Annotated in this window: 14 protein-coding genes and 2 pseudogenes; 11 read left to right on the plus strand and 5 right to left on the minus strand. The window is 34.2% G+C overall.

The window, feature by feature from the left end; translation table 11 throughout:
• Nucleotides 1-113: 113 nt before the first annotated feature.
• Nucleotides 114-1,637, minus strand: a complete 1,524-nt coding sequence (locus ACLBXA_RS23490; RefSeq protein WP_447617554.1) for an FAD-dependent oxidoreductase — start codon at nucleotides 1,635-1,637, stop codon at nucleotides 114-116.
• A gap of 581 nt (nucleotides 1,638-2,218) precedes the next feature.
• On the opposite strand from ACLBXA_RS23490, the gene ACLBXA_RS23495 reads away from it, so the two are divergent.
• Nucleotides 2,219-3,304 (plus strand): fatty acid desaturase family protein, encoded by a 1,086-nt coding sequence (locus ACLBXA_RS23495; protein WP_000661228.1) that lies wholly within the window; start codon nucleotides 2,219-2,221, stop codon nucleotides 3,302-3,304.
• Nucleotides 3,305-3,357: 53 nt separating this feature from the next.
• Here ACLBXA_RS23495 and ACLBXA_RS23500 read toward each other — a convergent pair whose 3' ends face one another.
• From ACLBXA_RS23500 to ACLBXA_RS23510, 3 genes are all read right to left on the minus strand, one after another.
• Nucleotides 3,358-4,113: an amino acid ABC transporter permease gene (locus tag ACLBXA_RS23500; RefSeq protein WP_003255986.1), complete on the minus strand. Its 756-nt coding sequence runs from the start codon at nucleotides 4,111-4,113 to the stop codon at nucleotides 3,358-3,360.
• Nucleotides 4,114-4,160: 47 nt separating this feature from the next.
• Nucleotides 4,161-4,955 (minus strand): ABC transporter substrate-binding protein, encoded by a 795-nt coding sequence (locus ACLBXA_RS23505; RefSeq protein ID WP_000823756.1) that lies wholly within the window; start codon nucleotides 4,953-4,955, stop codon nucleotides 4,161-4,163.
• A 121-nt stretch (nucleotides 4,956-5,076) separates the two neighbouring features.
• Nucleotides 5,077-5,799: an amino acid ABC transporter ATP-binding protein gene (locus ACLBXA_RS23510; RefSeq protein WP_000616926.1), complete on the minus strand. Its 723-nt coding sequence runs from the start codon at nucleotides 5,797-5,799 to the stop codon at nucleotides 5,077-5,079.
• Nucleotides 5,800-6,174: 375 nt separating this feature from the next.
• Here ACLBXA_RS23510 and ACLBXA_RS23515 point away from each other — a divergent pair.
• From ACLBXA_RS23515 to ACLBXA_RS23555, 9 genes and pseudogenes are all read left to right on the plus strand, one after another.
• Nucleotides 6,175-6,360, plus strand: a pseudogene (locus ACLBXA_RS23515) (HAMP domain-containing protein); the annotation flags it as partial.
• Between the two features lie 369 nt (nucleotides 6,361-6,729).
• Nucleotides 6,730-7,302 (plus strand): annotated as a pseudogene (locus ACLBXA_RS23520) (methyl-accepting chemotaxis protein); the annotation flags it as partial.
• A 146-nt stretch (nucleotides 7,303-7,448) separates the two neighbouring features.
• Nucleotides 7,449-7,898: an arginine repressor gene (gene argR, locus ACLBXA_RS23525; RefSeq protein ID WP_000711826.1), complete on the plus strand. Its 450-nt coding sequence runs from the start codon at nucleotides 7,449-7,451 to the stop codon at nucleotides 7,896-7,898.
• Between the two features lie 268 nt (nucleotides 7,899-8,166).
• Nucleotides 8,167-9,399 (plus strand): arginine deiminase, encoded by a 1,233-nt coding sequence (gene arcA, locus ACLBXA_RS23530; RefSeq protein WP_000682331.1) that lies wholly within the window; start codon nucleotides 8,167-8,169, stop codon nucleotides 9,397-9,399.
• 30 nt (nucleotides 9,400-9,429) lie between these two features.
• The gene (argF, locus tag ACLBXA_RS23535; RefSeq protein WP_000930283.1) at nucleotides 9,430-10,428 is read left to right on the plus strand and encodes an ornithine carbamoyltransferase; all 999 of its coding nucleotides are present in this window, start codon (nucleotides 9,430-9,432) and stop codon (nucleotides 10,426-10,428) included.
• A gap of 99 nt (nucleotides 10,429-10,527) precedes the next feature.
• Nucleotides 10,528-11,943: an arginine-ornithine antiporter gene (arcD, locus tag ACLBXA_RS23540; protein ID WP_000503413.1), complete on the plus strand. Its 1,416-nt coding sequence runs from the start codon at nucleotides 10,528-10,530 to the stop codon at nucleotides 11,941-11,943.
• 37 nt (nucleotides 11,944-11,980) lie between these two features.
• The gene (gene arcC / locus ACLBXA_RS23545; RefSeq protein WP_000113953.1) at nucleotides 11,981-12,943 is read left to right on the plus strand and encodes a carbamate kinase; all 963 of its coding nucleotides are present in this window, start codon (nucleotides 11,981-11,983) and stop codon (nucleotides 12,941-12,943) included.
• A gap of 202 nt (nucleotides 12,944-13,145) precedes the next feature.
• Entirely contained in the window at nucleotides 13,146-13,835 is a 690-nt protein-coding gene (locus tag ACLBXA_RS23550) for a Crp/Fnr family transcriptional regulator (protein WP_001081906.1), read from the plus strand.
• 156 nt (nucleotides 13,836-13,991) lie between these two features.
• On the plus strand, nucleotides 13,992-14,675 hold the full coding sequence (locus ACLBXA_RS23555; protein WP_000619192.1) for a hypothetical protein: 684 nt from the start codon (nucleotides 13,992-13,994) through the stop codon (nucleotides 14,673-14,675).
• Nucleotides 14,676-14,798: 123 nt separating this feature from the next.
• On the opposite strand, the gene ACLBXA_RS23560 is transcribed toward ACLBXA_RS23555, so the two are convergent.
• The gene (locus ACLBXA_RS23560) at nucleotides 14,799-16,133 is read right to left on the minus strand and encodes an FAD-dependent oxidoreductase (protein ID WP_000814907.1); all 1,335 of its coding nucleotides are present in this window, start codon (nucleotides 16,131-16,133) and stop codon (nucleotides 14,799-14,801) included.
• Nucleotides 16,134-16,376: 243 nt separating this feature from the next.
• Between ACLBXA_RS23560 and ACLBXA_RS23565 the strand changes: the two genes are divergently transcribed.
• Nucleotides 16,377-18,041 (plus strand): glycoside hydrolase family 13 protein, encoded by a 1,665-nt coding sequence (locus ACLBXA_RS23565; RefSeq protein ID WP_447617555.1) that lies wholly within the window; start codon nucleotides 16,377-16,379, stop codon nucleotides 18,039-18,041.
• The last annotated feature ends 133 nt before the right edge of the window (nucleotides 18,042-18,174 follow it).

Below are 18,174 nucleotides of genomic sequence, written 5' to 3' on the forward strand. Positions count from 1 at the left end.
TATATTATTTCATTTAATGTTAATATTTTCCTCCCTGTGTTGAAATTTATCTGAAAAGGTTTTATAACAAATAAAGAAGTTCAACAGTAATTATGTTGAACTTCTTTATTTGTTCACTCATTATCAACTCGTTTTAACGGTTGATCTGCTGGACCTTCAAGAACGTCTCCTTCAATTGAAAAACGAGAACCATGGCAAGGACAATCCCAGGTACAATCACCATTATTCCATTCAACTTCACAGCCGAGATGTGTACAAGTTGTATCGACGATATGTAATTTTCCTTCTTTGTCCTTATAAGCACCTGCTCGTTTACCGTTAACATGTACGACAGATCCTTCACCAACTTCGAGATCTTCTGGCTTACGTAATGCGGTTTCGATCTTTCCTTCAATTAAATGTTTCGCAACATCAATGTTCTGGGAGAGGAACGTTTTTATATCTGGATCATGGAAGCGTGATGGTGCATACAGTTCTTTATAGGGACTGTGGACTTTTAGGATGGAGTCCTTCAGTAGCTGAGCGGCAGCAGTTCCAGTTGTCATTCCCCATTTGCGATATCCAGTTGCAACAAATATATTTGGATTTCTTTCGTTAATATGTCCGATATAAGGAAGCTTATCTAGAGTGATTAAATCTTGTGCTGACCATCTATAAGGAACCTCGTCTATTCCAAAAGTTGCTTCAGCAAAAGAATAGAGTGCTTCATAATGAAGCATCGTATTTATTCCTTGTCCTGTTTTATGACTTTCTCCGCCAATTAAAATTAATTTCTCTCCATTGTTTGTTATATAGCGTAAGGAGCGCTTTGGATCATCAATACTTAAATACATGCCACCTGGATAATCTGTTTTGGCTTTTATTGCAAGAGCGTAGGAGCGTTCTGCGTACATTCGCGTAAAGAAAAAGCTATTCGCATCATAAAAAGGAAAATGTGAACAAGAGACAACATATTCACAAGTGATATGATGGCCCTCTTTTGTAATTATTTGTGGATAATCTTCCTTTTCCACATCCATAGCTGTTGTTTGTTCGTAGACCTTTCCACCCATCTCCACAAACTTTTCTAAAAGTGTTTTTAAATAAAGAAGGGGATGGAATTGTGCTTGATTTTTCATGACAAGTGCAGATTGTACTGGAATAGGAATCGATAGAGATTGAACATAATCACAAGGTATATTTAATTTTTGATAAGCTTCATATTCTTTCGATAAATTTCTTAATCCGTTATCAGTAGTTGTATATAAATATGAATCTTCATTTGAGAAATTACAGTCGATTTTATATGTTTGAACAGTTTCGTTTATGAATTGTAGAGCCTGATTATTTGATTCATAGTAAAGCCCGGCCTTTTCTACACCGAAGTGATTTATTAATTCATCATAAATAAGATCATGTTGTGCTGTTACTTTCGCTGTTGTATGCCCAGTCGTCCCGTTTAAAATACGACCAGAATCAATTAAAACAACATCGATGCCTTCTTTTGCAAGTAAATAGGCAGTAGTAATACCTGTAATACCAGCACCGATAATAGCAACTTTCGCCTTTATATTTTCGGATAAACGAGGGAAAGTAGGAAACTGAGTAGATTCAATCCAATAAGATAGCGGCAGTTGTGGAAATGTATCACTTGTCATTGCTGAAACCTCCTGATTTTAGAACAATTTTCCTTTTAATATTTCCATATTATATGAAATTCATGTGTGTTGTTTTAGAAGAAGTCTATTTTTATTAAAAGAGGTTATAAATTATTTTGATATAATTAATTAGGTGGGGCATTATGAAGAAGTAGGATTTATATAAAACTAAATTCAAGTGATTCTGTTTGTTGATTACATAGAGATTTATTGAATGAGATAGGGTCTATGGCGTTTAAGAAAATGTCTATAGATAGTGGATAAATCCTTATGTAATATATAAATTTTCTTTAGTGAAATAAAGTATGATTATAAAAATATAACCAACTTTTATTACTAGGTCATAAAAGTTGTTGACAATATAGAAATTCTATTGTTATGATTCATCATGTGGAAAGGTTGATAGAGAGTAAAAAGAGAAATGTTTTTCATTGATAATAAAAGCGAAAAATAAGTGACGATAGAGTGAGTATATTTTCCTTATAATACATGCTTTTTGGATCATTTAGTAAAATCAATCTGGAAGCAAGAATTGATATATGTAAGTTGCGCAAGGCGCGGCATAAGAAAGGGGCAAAAGGATGAAGGAGCTTCATACATTTGGGTGGTATGCAGCACGTGTATCACCACATTTGCCGAAAAAAGCATTTAAACCAGTGCCTACTCGTTTATTTGGTGGATTGGCTTATTTGCTTGTGGCATTGTCGGGATTAATATCGATTGGTGTATTTGAATTGAATGTGTGGGCGAATCTAGGAATTGCGATTGTTCTTGGATTATGTTTTGCTTCACTAGGATTTTTAGGGCATGAAATTTTACATGGAACTGTTGTAAGAAAGGCATGGCTTCGTGACTTCTTAGGAGCGATTGCATTTATGCCATTATCAACAGGGCCAAAGCTTTGGAGAAAGTGGCATAATGCAACGCATCATGTTCATACACAGCATGAAGAGAATGATCCGGATGCATGGCCGACACTTGAGAAACTTAAGAAGAGTAAGTTTTTGAGTTGGGTATATCGTATGCCTCTACATGTACGTTCATTCTTTAGTTTTCTGTCACTAACAATTCAATTTACATTGCATTCGACTCGAATGTTCTTTCATTTTATAAAAGAGTTCAAGTCATCCAATCAAAAATCTGTATGGCTTCAACTTCTTTTGCCTTGGACAGTTTGGATTAGTTTATTGTTTATTATGGGACCTGGAAAATGGTTATTTGCATATGTCATTCCGTTGTTAATTGCTAACTTTATTGTAATGGCATATATCGCAACAAATCACCGCTTAAATCCAATTGTTCCAGTAAATGATCCGTTAGCAAACTGCTTATCAGTAACAGTGCCGCGCTGGGTAGACGTTTTGCATTTCAATTTCTCATATCATACAGAACATCATCTGTTCCCTGCTATGAGCTCTAAATACTATCCGTTAGTAAAAGAGAAGATTAAAGAAATGTGGCCGGAACGTTATCACGAAATGCCGATGACAAAAGCATTGGCAGCACTTTGGAATACACCACGTGTGTATTATCACGGAAGTGAATTAGTTGATCCGCATAGAGAGCATTTCTACGGTTCTTTAGGAAATGGCTTAGACCCTCATAATATTTCATATCGTGAGGAACATATAGAAGAAAAAGAGAGTATTAAAAAAATAAATCAGTAAAAATTAATATATTTTTGCAGTGAAAAAGCAAGCCATCTCAGGCTTGCTTTTTCTTATAAAGAAACTTCCTTTTTGTTCTTTTTATTGACTTGGAAGGAGTTAGTTTCTTTTCGTTGTAATCGTTTTTCTAAAAGATTAACAAAATAAGTAAATAGAAGAACAAGTACGAGATAGTATGCACCAACGATTATGTAAGTATCTAATTGTTGGAAGTTACCTGCTGCAATTGATAAACCCGATCCCCATAATTCGGACATTCCTACATAAGCAACAAGTGAAGAATCTTTTAATCCGATAATAAATTGGTTTCCTAGAGGAGGAAGAGACAGACGAAATGCTTGTGGTAATATAATTCGTCGCATAGCTAAAGGATAAGGCATGCCTAAAGAGCGAGCTGCTTCTAATTGTCCTCGGTCAACGGATTGAATAGATCCACGGAAAATTTCCGTAATATATGCACCGTTATGAATTGCTAAAGCGATTGCTCCTGCCCAAAAAGGGGTGAAAACAACAACAGATGTAATTCCAAAATAGAGAATGGCAATTTGAACAATTAAAGGTGTACCACGAATAATAGCAATGTAGACATGAGCGATACTATTTAAAACTTTATTGTTAGAGATTCGAAAGAAAGCGAATAATAATCCAATTAATGAACCGAGTACTAGGGAAGTTAATGTTAATTGTAATGTGACAATAGTAGCTTTTAAGAGTGTGGGATAGGAAGAGATAAAAATTTCAAACATGCGTTTCACCTCATATTGTATAGATTTTAGTAGAGAATGAAATGCCCCACATAAAATGAACACTTAATCAGTGGGGCACTGTTTATGAATCTTTTGAATGGCTAACTTACTTACTTCGTTTTTTCCTCTTCACCAAGAATATTACGTCCGAACCATTTTTTACTGATCTTATCATACGTACCATCTTTAATGATTTCATCTAACGCTTTATTTACTTTCTCAACCATTTCTTTATTATCTTTGCGAATAGCAATTCCCATTTCATCAAGATTTAATGGTTTTCCGGCTTCTTTTATATTCGATTTTCCTTCTTTTATCATACGTAGACCAACCATTTGATCCGTAATTACTGCGTCAACACGCCCAGGCTCTAAATCCATAAGAGCAGTAATATCACTGTCATATTCTGTGATTTGATCTGTATATTTTGCAACAAGATTTTTAAAGGTACTAGCTTTTACAACACCAATTTTCTTACCTTTTAAATCTTCTGGAGAAGAGATAGCGGTATTCTTTTTAGCTACAAAAATTTGGGCGCCAGAGCGATAGTACGGATTTGAGAAACTAACAGCTTTTAAGCGCTCCTCTGTAATTGCCATACTACCCAGTATTACATCATATTTCTTCGCTTGAAGACCTTGAATTAGCGTTTCCCATGGGTTTGTAACTGGCGTAGCCTTCATGTTCATCTTTTTAGCAAGAGCTTCACCGATTTCTACATCAAAACCGACAAGTTTGCCGTCATTTTCTTTATAGTTAAAAGGTTTGTATAATCCACTCATCGCATAGCGAAATTCTTTTTCACCATTTGATGAAGTAGTAGAACTTTCTTTGCTACAAGCTCCTAGTATGAAGGATGTACATAGTGTAATGCTCGCAACAATGGTTAATAGTTTTCTTTTCATAAAACCCCTCCTATATATTGATCATACGGATGTTTTTCAGTATGTTATTGAAATATTTTATTTGGATGATTAGTTGTGCACCGTATGAATGTATTCCTTTTCGTTTGAAACAGAAGTTACATTATAAAACGTTACGTAAAAATTGTTTTGCTCGTTCATGTGATGGAGCTGAAAAGAATTGTGCTGGCGGAGCATCTTCTACAATCTTTCCATCGTCCATAAAGATGACGCGATCAGCTACATCTTTTGCGAAATTCATTTCATGAGTAACAATAACCATTGTCATCCCTTCTTCAGCAAGTTCTTTCATAACTTGCAATACTTCTCCAACAAGTTCAGGGTCTAAAGCTGAGGTAGGCTCATCAAATAGCATAATCTTAGGGCTCATTGCAAGAGCTCGTGCAATGGCAATGCGCTGTTTTTGACCACCTGAAAGAAGATGAGGAGTTACATCCGCTTTATCTTGAAGGCCGACTTTTTGGAGAAGTTGATTTCCAATATCCTGTGCATTTGCTTTCTCTAATTTTTTTACATGAATAGGTGCTTCTATGATGTTTTCTAGTGAGGTCATATGAGGAAAGAGGTTAAAGTGCTGAAAAACCATACCGACATTTTCACGGACTTTATTTAAATTTGAATGCTTTGGATCAATTCGCTCACCTTGTAAGTGAATTTCGCCTTCATCGTACATTTCTAAAAAGTTAAGACAGCGAAGTAATGTACTTTTACCAGAACCACTGGCACCAATTAAAACAACAACTTCTTTTTCTTTTACTTCTAAATCAATTCCTTTTAACACATCAAGTGAACCGAATGATTTTACTAGATTTCGAACTTGAATCATACAAAACCCCCAGTTAAAAATATATTTTACAAATGTTGCCCCGTATTTCTGTTATTAGTCATAAATTGTCAGAATCCTTTATTTTTTTCGTGCAATTTGATATTCAAAGAAATAATGATTTTTAAAATCTCTATATCCTTCTATAATGAAAATATGGATAATAATATATAGGTAGTATTTATATTGCTTATAAAAAGGGGGAAAGGGAAGATGGAAAAAGAAAGAAAAACATTTTCTTTTGGATTACGTACACAACTTATGCTATTCACTACAGTTTTAGCTTTTATTACATATTCAACAAGTATATTTTTTATTTACGTGATATACGATTATTTTCAAAGTTATGTAAGTCAAACTGTATATAATATTATCGTTATGTTATTAGGGGTAGTATGGTCTGGAATTTTAGCATATGGAGCAGCCGTATTTTTAATTAAACCACTTCGCAAGTTAGAGGAAGCGGCAAGAAAAGCAGCTGAGGGTGATATTCGTGAAGATGTTCCATTACCGAAGACAGATGATGAAATTAAATCTTTAAGTGTTGCATTTAATATGATGTTAGGAAACTTAAGGGGCATGGTAAAAAATATTGATACAACATTTTCTTATACAAACAATCAAGTACAGCAGATTAGAAAACAAACAGGAGAAGCAACGAGACAAGCGCAAGGTGTATCTGAGACTCTTGCAGAGATTTCTTCAGGCGCTGAGCAATCAGCAGCATCAATTCAAGCAATTGTTTCTGCTGTTGATACAACGACGTCTATTGCAAGTGAAGTAGAAGAAAAAGCGAAGCAGTCTGATACGTTGTCTTCAGAAATGGTTCAAGCTTTAGGGCATAGTACTCGTGTCTTTACGTCTTTAATTCAAGGTATTCAAACATTGGCAAAAGAAAATGAAGATTCAATGCAAAATGTACAGAAGTTAGAAGAACGAATGAAACAAGTAGAACATATTGTGTCTGTTGTGAGTGCGATTGCTAGCCAAACGAATTTATTAGCACTAAATGCTTCTATTGAGGCAGCTCGCGCAGGAGAGCATGGAAGAGGTTTTGCGGTTGTTGCGGAAGAAGTACGTAAACTTGCTGATGAAAGTGATCATTCTGCAAGAAACATATCTCAGTTATTACGGAATATGCAAGATGAAGTACAACAAGTTGCAATGAAAATGACAGAACAAGTGAAAATAGCTAAAGAAGAGGCGAAACGTGGGGAAGCTACGGAATTAATTTTAAAAGAAATGTCATCAAGTGTTATGGAAGTAGCCGATGCAACTCAGCAAATTAGTAGTTATATGAATGAACAAGTGAGCCACATTCATCAAACAGGAGCACAAACAAAAGCTGTAGCAGCAATTGCTGAAGAAACGTCAGCTGGTTCGCAAGAAGTGGCGCGTGTGACGCTACAACAGTCTAAAAATATGATAGTAATCGATCAATTATTAAAAGATTTAGAGAAGCAAGCAACTGATTTGAAACAAACAATTGAACGATTTTCAATGTAAAAGGAAGAACAGAATGCTGTTCTTCTCTTTTTTATTTAGTTTGATTTAATATTTACAGTTAAACTATGAACGTTTCCGCAACATTCTTTTCTCTCCCTTTCGGATGAAAATTATAGCGAGCTATAATATTAAAAGGGGTGTCTTTTATGAAAAAAGAAAAAAGACAACGGTTAATTAAACAATTTGTAAAGGAGTATGAAATAGATAAGCAAGAAAGATTAGTAGAATTGTTAGCAAAAAAAGATGTATTAGTAACACAAGCTACGGTTTCTCGCGATATTCGTGAGTTAAACTTAACGAAGGTACCTTCTCAAGAAGGATTAATGATATATAAAGTTTTCTCAGAAGAGCATTTACAAACTGATATAAAGTTAAAGAAAAAATTACGAGAAGTTGTTGTGAAAATTGATTGTGTAGATCAATTAATGGTTATTAAAACATTACCTGGTAATGCACATGTTATTGGTGTTTTATTTGATGAGTTAGATTGGAAAGAAAAAATAGGATGTATATGTGGAAATGATACATGCCTTATAATTTCACAGTCGAAATCAGATAGGGAGATTATAGAAGAAAGATTAAATTTAATTATTTAGATGTAAAAATCCTGTTTTTAATAAAATTAAAAACAGGATTTTTGTTTAAATACGGAAGTTGAATATTCAACATATATGCGTAATATATGTGTTTTTTATTGAAAAAGCGAGAGAGTTTGTTATAAAAATACAAATTCGTATGATTTTAAAAAAATAACTTGTTTAATATTTCACAATGATAATGTGGATGCTTTCACAAAGATGAAAGTGCAGAGCATTTATTATGTACTTGTAAGACATCAAACATATTTAAAAGGAGGTACAACAAATGAAACATCCGATACATGTTACTTCAGAAATTGGGGAATTACAAACGGTTTTATTAAAACGACCGGGTAAAGAAGTGGAAAACTTGACGCCAGATTATTTGCAGCAATTATTATTTGATGATATTCCATACTTACCAATTATTCAAAAAGAGCATGATTATTTTGCACAAACGTTACGCAATCGGGGTGTTGAAGTTCTTTATTTAGAAAAACTAGCCGCTGAGGCGTTAGTAGATAAAAAACTTCGAGAAGAATTTGTTGATCGTATTTTAAAAGAAGGACAGGCTGACGTAAATGTTGCACATCAAACTTTAAAAGAATATTTACTTTCCTTTTCAAATGAAGAATTAATTCAAAAAATTATGGGCGGTGTACGGAAAAACGAAATTGAAACAAGTAAGAAGACACATTTATATGAATTAATGGAAGATCATTATCCGTTTTACTTAGATCCAATGCCTAATTTATATTTTACTCGTGATCCAGCAGCTAGCGTGGGCGATGGCTTAACGATAAATAAGATGAGAGAACCAGCGCGTAGACGTGAATCATTATTCATGGAGTACATCATTAAATATCACCCAAGATTTGCAAAACATAATGTACCAATCTGGTTAGATCGTGATTATAAATTTCCAATTGAAGGTGGCGACGAGCTAATTTTAAATGAAGAAACAATTGCGATTGGAGTGTCTGCTCGTACTTCAGCTAAAGCAATTGAACGTTTAGCTAAAAATCTCTTTAGCCGACAAAATAAAATTAAGAAAGTGTTAGCAATAGAAATTCCAAAATGCCGAGCATTTATGCATTTAGATACAGTATTTACAATGGTTGATTATGACAAGTTTACAATTCATCCAGCCATTCAAGGGCCAAAAGGGAATATGAATATTTATATTTTAGAAAAAGGATCAGATGAGGAAACTCTTAAAATTACACATCGTACTTCTTTAATGGAAGCATTAAAAGAGGTATTAGGCTTAAGTGAATTAGTTCTTATTCCATGTGGAGGAGGAGATGTAATTGCTTCTGCTCGTGAACAATGGAATGATGGCTCGAACACATTAGCAATCGCACCAGGTGTAGTTGTTACATATGATCGCAACTATGTATCCAATACGTTATTACGGGAGCACGGTATAGAAGTAATTGAAGTGCTAAGTTCGGAATTATCTCGTGGTCGTGGGGGTCCACGTTGCATGAGTATGCCAATTGTTCGTAAAGATATTTAGTATAAATAACGGAGAAAGTAGGGATGAAGTATGTTAATGACTAGACCAAATTTAAAAGGAAGAAGCTTTCTAGCAGAAAAAGATTTTACACAAGAAGAATTGTTATATTTTCTAGATTTGGCAGCAGAATTAAAAGAGAAAAAGAAAAATGGTATCCCGCATCATTATTTAGAAGATAAGAATGTAGCGCTCTTATTTGAAAAAACCTCCACTCGTACGCGCTGTGCATTTACAGTAGCATGTACAGACTTAGGGGCGAATCCTGAATATTTAGGGAAAGGTGATATTCAGCTTGGGAAAAAAGAATCCGTAGAGGATACAGCAAAAGTGTTAGGGCGTATGTTTGACGGAATTGAGTTTCGTGGATTTAATCATGAGACTGTAGAATCTTTAGCACAAAATTCTGGTGTGCCAGTTTGGAATGGATTAACAGACATGTGGCATCCAACACAAACACTAGCAGATTTATTAACAATTAGAGAACATGTAGGGAAGTTGAAAAATGTGAAGCTCGTTTACGTTGGAGATGGACGAAATAATGTTGCTAATAGCTTACTAGTTGGTGGAGCAATCGTTGGAATGGATGTACGTATTTGCACACCAGAATCTTTATGGCCTGCACAAGAAGTAATTGATTTAGCAAAAAAATATAATGAACAGGTAATGATAACAAGTAATGTGGAAGAAGCTGTTGCGAATGCAGATGTAATTTATACAGATGTATGGGTGTCTATGGGGGAAGAAGAAAAATTTGCTGAACGTGTCGAGTTATTGAGACCTTATCAAGTAAATATGAAAATGATTAAAGAAACAGGGAATGAAAACGTGATTTTCTTACATTGTTTACCTGCATTTCATGATGTTGAAACGATGTATGGCGAAGAAGTTTACGAGAAATATGGGTTGAAAGAAATGGAGGTAACTGACGAAGTATTCCGCAGTAAACATTCAAAAGTATTTGATCAAGCTGAAAATAGAATGCATACAATTAAAGCGGTTATGGCAGCTACTTTAGGAAACATGGAGTAAAGAAGAAAGGGAGTCTTCCTTTCTTCTTTCTCCTCCTTTAGACACTATCATTCACTGTTGCTTTTGTATTGTTATTGCAATTAAAGAGAGGTGAGTGGAATGGGTGAAGATAAGAAATTAGGGTTGTTTACACTAACGGCTCTTGTAGTTGGGTCTATGATTGGCGGTGGAGCATTTAATTTAGCGAGTGATATGGCAAAAGGTGCTGGTGCGGGGGCCATTATTATTGGCTGGGTTATAACAGGAATTGGGATGATTGCACTTGGATTATCTTTTCAAAATCTAACTGTAAAACGGCCAGATTTAGATGGTGGTATTTTTAGCTATGCAAAAGCAGGATTTGGTAATTTTATGGGATTTAATAGTGCGTGGGGATACTGGCTATCTGCTTGGCTTGGGAATGTAGCTTACGGTACATTATTATTTTCTTCATTAGGATATTTCTTCCCGATCTTTGAAGGCGGTCAAAATGTAGAATCCATTATTGGTGCAAGCGTATTATTGTGGTGTGTTCACATGTTAATTTTACGTGGAGTTCAATCAGCAGCACTTGTGAATTTAGTAACTACAATCGCAAAATTAGTACCTGTATTTGTATTTATTGTCATAGGAATCTTCGCGTTTCATATTGATACATTCTTAGATGGATTTTGGGGGCAAACTGGTTCTTTTTCATGGGGAGCAGTTGGCAGCCAAGTTAAAAGTACAATGCTTGTAACTCTATGGGTATTTATTGGGGTAGAAGGGGCGGTTGTTTTATCCAGTCGAGCAAAAAATAGAAGTGATGTAGGGAAAGCAACGGTTATTGGCTTAATTGGTACACTCATCATTTACATTTTAATCACATTATTGTCTCTTGGACTTATGCAGCAAGCAGATATTGCTGGTTTGAAAAATCCAGCTATGGCTTATTTATTTGAAAGTGTTGTTGGAAAATGGGGTGCTATCTTTATAAATTTAGGTTTGGTCATCTCTGTATTAGGTGCTTGGTTAGGTTGGACTTTGCTCGCTTCTGAAATTCCATATTTAGCGGCTAAAGATGGAGTATTTCCAAAATGGTTCGCAAAAGAAAATAAAAATAAGGCTCCAGTAAATTCATTATGGATAACAAATGGTTTAATTCAAATATTCTTGTTAACATTCGTCGTTTCTGATCAGGCGTATAACTTTGCATTCTCTTTAGCATCTTCAGCCATTTTAATTCCATATGCTTTTTCAGCATTTTATCAACTGAAGCATAGCTTAAAATCTGAAGAAGTAGATCGAAATAAAAATATAATAATTGGTTTGATAGCAAGTATTTATGGTGTGTGGTTAGTTTATGCAGCTGGTTTAGAGTATTTATTATTAACAATGACTTTATATGCGCCAGGTATTTTTATTTTTTACAATGTTCAAAAGCAAAAGAGTTCGAAGCAAATATTTACTCGAGTGGAATTAGCATCATCCGTAGCAATTGGTGCTTTAGCATTCTTTGCGATTTATGGATTAATTACAGGCAGTATTACTTTATAAAGCGCTGTGAAAGCGAAATGAACTGGAGGGCTGAAATATGGCACGAAGAAAAATTGTAGTTGCACTAGGGGGAAATGCGATACAGTCTGGAGAAGCTACTGCGGGAGCGCAGCAAGAAGCGTTGGAAAAAACGGCGGAACAACTTGTGAAAATAATGGAAAATGATGTGGATATAGTAATTGCGCATGGAAATGGCCCACAAGTGGGGAATATTTTATTACAGCAAAAAGCTGCAGAAACGGAAAAGACACCTGCAATGCCATTAGATACTTGTGGGGCAATGAGCCAAGGGATGATTGGATATTGGATGGAAAATGCGATTGAAAAGGCATTAAAAAAACGGAATATACAAAAAGATGTAGCAACGGTTATAACGCGCGTTGTTGTGGACAAAAAAGATGAGGCATTTAAAAATCCAACTAAACCAATTGGTCCTTTTTATACAGAAGAAGAGGCCAGAAGATTAATGGATGAAACAAAAGCAGTGTTTAAAGAAGATGCTGGTAGAGGATGGAGACGTGTTGTTCCATCACCGAAGCCTGTAAGTATTCATGAACATAAAGTGATTAATTCTTTGGTGGAAGATGGAAACATAGTGATAGCTGTTGGCGGGGGTGGAATTCCAGTAATTGATTCCGAAGAAGGGTTAAAAGGAACTGAAGCGGTTATCGATAAAGATTTCGCTGCGCAGAAATTAGCAGAATTAGTAGATGCCGATACGCTCGTTATTTTAACTGCAGTTGATCATGTGTATGTAAATTATAATCAACCGAATCAAAAAAAATTAGAGCATGTCACAGTGAATCAATTAGAAGAATATATTGAAGAACAACAATTTGCTGCGGGAAGCATGCTTCCAAAAATTGAAGCTGCTATTAATTTTGTTAATACAAATCCAAAAAGAAAAACAATTATTACGTCTTTAGAAAAAGTATATGAAGCACTAGAAGAAAAAGCTGGTACTATTATTTCAAAACAGAATGTATGCATGTATGTTTAAATTATTATGTACGCTACTTAGTAGTAAAAAAAAGAATGAGGTTAATAACTTCATTCTTTTTATTTATTAATATTTTTTGTACTCATTGTTCATAAAGTTTTCATGATGAAATCTGAATATATAAGTTAATTATGATAAAATTCAAATTGAATACGCTTTCTTGATTTTTCGCTCCAACATACAGCAAGAGAGAGGGAATTTTATGAATAGACGGAACGTAGTGAAAGACTTAAAGCAGTTCGAATTATTTGCTCATTTAACAGAAAAAAAATTGAAAGGCTTAACAGAGTTTGTTTATTGGCGAACTTATAAAAAAGGTCAATTTTTATTTTTAGAAGGGGATTCAAGGGAAAGAATTTACTTCATGTTAGATGGTTTTGTAAAGTTAGAGCGGGTTAATCAAAATGGGAACTTATTATACGATGACTATGTAAAGCGGTATTCTATTTTTCCTTATGGTGGTATGTTTACAGACAGAGGATATAACTATACAGCAGAAGCAATGACGGATGTGGAGGTATATTATATTCCAACGGTAATCTTTGAAGATATGGTAAAATCCAGCAGAACGCAATTGATGTACGTTGTTCAGCAATTATCATCTATATTAAAATTGAATGAAAATCGAGTGCAAAATATTACAATTCCTAATGCACAAGATCGTGTTATCCAAACGTTAAATTATTTAATGCAGGATTTAGGAGAACAGAGTGGGGAAAAGATTGTAATTTCATGTCCACTTACAACAATTGAAATATCCAAAATATCTGGAACATCTCGAGAGACAGTTAGCAGCGTATTAAAACAATTAAAAAATGATAGCATTGTTACAATTTTAGATAAAAAAATTACAATACACAATCCAACATATTTTGAAGAAATCTCAATGTGAAAATTGTATATTGATTTTTTAATTCATAATGTATATTAATAAGGTTCTTTATATATTTATAAGGAACTTTTTTACGTTATCCTCTATAAAAAGATTGTATAGTATGGTAATAATAGCTAAAATCGATAATAAAAAACAAAGTGAAGGGGAGAAAGAATGATTCGTATTGAGTATGATCGATTAGTAGCTATTTGTTACAGTATAGGGGTTTTGTTATTATTAAAAATTCCAAATGATAATGAATTAATTGGGGAAAAACTATTCAATGTCTATAAGGTTCCGATACATACGTATGTTTATATGGATTATAAAGTCTCAAATATATTGATTGTTTCTTTCATACTACATGTAATTGCATTTATATTATTTTTAAAATGGCTAGGAAAAAAGGAGTCTAGTACATTTAGAAAAATGAATAAGATAAAAGTAGTAGGCATTAGTATTTTGATTGTAATGATGCCGTTTATTTTAAATACAATCCTCCAGACATTGAATAAAACATGGTACTATGCAGGAAAAACAGGGGTAGAAGCAATAGAATATAAAAAAGAAGATAGCCAGTGTAGAATGGAGAAAAATGGAGATAATATCCAACCGAAGTGCATTGTTACTTTAAAAAATTATCGTAATCATTCACAAGCATTAAAAGTTGTTTTATATGATAATGCAAACGAGAATTCAAAAAGCTATCCAGTACCGAAACCAGTCTATTTACAAAAACATGAGACAAAGCAATTCGAATTTCAAGTTCCTGTTTCTTATAATAGAGGTATGGAAAAAGATAAAGTACCAAATATTAAATTACATTCATTGCATGAAAATGATACGAAATACAATTAATCTGTAAGTAAAAGTTTATGAGTAGGAGCAAGAATTTGAAACGATATAGAAAATCAACTTGAATCATCCAACATACTGTGAGGTAACGGTATATTGGATGATTTTTTTATGTTATCCTCTTTTTCACGTATGAAAAGGAGGAATACTTTGTTGGAAATGAAAAACATCACAAGGATCATACATAGTTTTTACTTTACGCAATCTGTGAAAGTTAGAGCCATAATAACTAGTTTGCCAATTTTTAATGTCGATATCGGGCCAGTTCACATAGTCACCTAGTGTATAAGGATCTAAGCTTTCTCGTAAATCTTTAACCCAGCGTATATTTCGATTTTCTTCATCATCGCATTTCCAAGAGGTAATGTATTCTTGGGCAATAATTGCTTTACGATGAAAATAAGCCGTTTCATTCGGCGAAATATTTTCAACAGCACCTATGAGCGATTGATGCCAAATACTAGCATCTTTATTTGGGGCATGAGAAAGAAAGTATTGCATGAGTTGAATGCCTTTAAGGGGAATAGGTTTATAGACATAGGAACCAGAGCGCTTGAAATTTTCAGGGATGTTACCGCCATTAAAAAATTCGACAGCCTTTATATAAGGAACTTCTTCTATAAAGAGAGAGGGGCTGCCAGTTTCAAGAAGAGGGGATAATAGGGAATGGAGTTCAGAGGGAGAACCGACAAACTCGCCTTGTGCTTCGATTTTATTTCGTTGCTTGGCGAATAATTCAATCGATGAAGTGAGACGTTCATCTATATAAGGTGCCCAGTTTTGCCACGCTTGAAATGCAGCAATAAAGTCTTCCCATTCCCATGTAATTGAGAAAATTGATACATTTTTTACGGGGTGGACTCGAAAAGTTAAGGAAGTGATAATTCCGAAGTTTCCACCACCGCCACCACGGCATGCCCAAAAAAGGTTAGAGTTTTCTTGTTCATTTGCACGAATGGGTTTTGCACCAAATTTTCCACACGCTTGTACCATTTCCACTTCCATTAATTGATCACATGTTAATCCAAATAAGCGTGAAAGCATACCAATACCACCGCCAAGTGCTAATCCAACAATTCCAACGCTTGCACTTGTACCAGCAGGAATTGTAACACCGTAATTCCAAAGTTCTTTATAAACAGTGCCAAGATTTGCACCAGCCTCAATTGTTGCTGTTAATTTCTCTGTATTAACAGTAATGCGATGCATTTCACTCACATCAATAATAAGTCCTCTATTTAAAAGAGAAAAATTTTCATAGCTATGACGTCCACTTCTTAACCGAAATGGTATATGACGTTCACGTGCCCATTTTAAGGCGTTACAGATATCCTTGTTATTTTGACAAAAAACAATAATACAAGGGAGTTTTGGAATACTTAAATTTAAATTCATTCGGGCTACATTGTAGTCAGGATCTGTGGGAACAACGATACGACCTGTTAATTTTGTTTGCTTCAATTTCTTACTCCTTTCCAAAATAATCAGAGCTTTTTATTAATATATGAAAAATGTCTGTAATACGCGTGGACAAGGAGAGGTGGAGAATGAGATTTACCTTTGTGAGAAATAAATAAAGCATAAGAATAAAGAATCTACATAGAGTTCAATGAAAACAGTTGCAAACTGTTCATATTTTGTTATGATAGTGTTACGAAAACGTTTGCATAAAATTCTGATGGGATGCAAAAGGAGAGAAGGACTATGAATAAGACATGGTGGAAAGAAGCAGTTGCTTATCAAATTTATCCACGAAGCTTTATGGATTCAAATGGTGATGGTATTGGAGATTTACAAGGTATTATTGCAAAACTGGATTATTTAAAAGACTTAGGTATAGATGTAATTTGGATTTGTCCAATGTATAAGTCGCCTAATGATGATAATGGTTATGATATTAGTGATTATCAAGATATTATGGATGAGTTTGGTACAATGGCAGACTTTGATGCTTTACTAGATGAAGTTCATAAGCGTGATATGAAGCTTATTATTGATTTAGTTATTAATCATACGAGTGATGAACATCCATGGTTTATTGAATCACGTTCATCTAAAGATAATCCGAAGCGTGATTGGTATATTTGGCATGATGGTAAAGATGGTGCGGAGCCAAACAACTGGGAAAGTATTTTTAATGGTTCGGCATGGGAATATGATGAAGAAACAGAACAATATTATTTACATCTATTCTCACGTAAACAACCAGATTTGAACTGGGAGAATAAAGAAGTTCGCGAAGTACTATATGATACGGTTAATTGGTGGCTTGATAAAGGTATTGATGGTTTCCGCGTTGATGCAATCAGTCATATTAAAAAAGAAGAAGGCTTTAAGGATATGCCAAATCCAAAAGAGTTAAAATATGTGCCATCTTTTGATAAACATATGAATGTGAAAGGTATTCAACCTTTATTAGAAGAGCTAAAAGAAAATACATTCTCTAAGTACGATATTATGACTGTTGGTGAAGCAAATGGCGTTAAGATTGAAGATGCTGAGCTTTGGGTTGGAGAAGAGCAAGGTAAGTTCAATATGGTATTCCAGTTTGAACATTTAAGTTTATGGGATGCAGAGAAGAAGAAAGACCTTGATGTTGTAGGATTGAAAAAAGTATTAACGAAATGGCAAAAAGGATTAGAAAATAAAGGATGGAACGCTTTATATATTGAGAATCACGATAAACCACGTATCGTTTCAACATGGGGAGATGACAAACAATATTGGCGTGAAAGTGCAACAGCTCTAGGGGCGATGTATTTCTTTATGCACGGTACACCGTTTATTTATCAAGGCCAAGAAATTGGTATGACAAATGTTCAGTTACCAAATATTGAAGATTACGATGATGTAGCAATTAAAAATTTATATCGCGAGAAAATTGCAGAGGGCGTACCACATCAAGATATGATGGAGATTATATGGGCTTCTTGCCGCGATAATTCACGTACACCTATGCAGTGGAATGATGAGATGAATGCTGGTTTCACAACAAGTACACCTTGGTTTAGCATGAATCCAAATTACAAAGAAATTAATGTTGAAAAGCAAAAAAATGAAGAAAAGTCTATTTTCAATTTCTATAAGAAAATGATTGCCCTGAAAAAAGAGCACGATGTACTGAACTATGGTACGTACGATTTACTTTTAGAAGACGATCCACAAATTTATGCATATACACGTACGTTACAGGATGAAAAAGTCATTGTAATTAGTAATATCTCAAAAGAGGAAGCTGTGTATAATGAGGGTTCATTTGCACTAGAACGCAAACGCTTGCTTTTAAATAACTATGAAGTTGCGGAACATGAAGAAGTAACAACAATTGCTTTAAAACCTTATGAAACAAGGGTTTATCGCATTTTATAATAAAAAAGGATGCTCTTTGAGCATCTTTTTTTATGAAAAAAAATAAATTTCTATTGCAAAGTGAAAACGCTTTTATTAAAATAGATTTATGAAAACGGTTGCGTAAAGATAAAAATAAAGTAATATAAGGAAT

This window comes from Bacillus sp. D48C (assembly GCF_053345735.1).

Bases quoted from the DNA above. Each gene is read 5' to 3' on its own strand.
- ACLBXA_RS23510 (WP_000616926.1), bottom strand. From the start codon at position 5,799: ATGATTCAAGTTCGAAATCTAGTAAAATCATTCGGTTCACTTGATGTG.
- ACLBXA_RS23550 (WP_001081906.1), top strand. From the start codon at position 13,146: ATGAATAGACGGAACGTAGTGAAAGACTTAAAGCAGTTCGAATTATTT.
- argF (WP_000930283.1), top strand. From the start codon at position 9,430: ATGTTAATGACTAGACCAAATTTAAAAGGAAGAAGCTTTCTAGCAGAA.
- arcD (WP_000503413.1), top strand. From the start codon at position 10,528: ATGGGTGAAGATAAGAAATTAGGGTTGTTTACACTAACGGCTCTTGTA.
- ACLBXA_RS23490 (WP_447617554.1), bottom strand. From the start codon at position 1,637: ATGACAAGTGATACATTTCCACAACTGCCGCTATCTTATTGGATTGAA.
- arcC (WP_000113953.1), top strand. From the start codon at position 11,981: ATGGCACGAAGAAAAATTGTAGTTGCACTAGGGGGAAATGCGATACAG.
- ACLBXA_RS23555 (WP_000619192.1), top strand. From the start codon at position 13,992: ATGATTCGTATTGAGTATGATCGATTAGTAGCTATTTGTTACAGTATA.
- arcA (WP_000682331.1), top strand. From the start codon at position 8,167: ATGAAACATCCGATACATGTTACTTCAGAAATTGGGGAATTACAAACG.
- ACLBXA_RS23505 (WP_000823756.1), bottom strand. From the start codon at position 4,955: ATGAAAAGAAAACTATTAACCATTGTTGCGAGCATTACACTATGTACA.
- ACLBXA_RS23495 (WP_000661228.1), top strand. From the start codon at position 2,219: ATGAAGGAGCTTCATACATTTGGGTGGTATGCAGCACGTGTATCACCA.
- ACLBXA_RS23565 (WP_447617555.1), top strand. From the start codon at position 16,377: ATGAATAAGACATGGTGGAAAGAAGCAGTTGCTTATCAAATTTATCCA.
- argR (WP_000711826.1), top strand. From the start codon at position 7,449: ATGAAAAAAGAAAAAAGACAACGGTTAATTAAACAATTTGTAAAGGAG.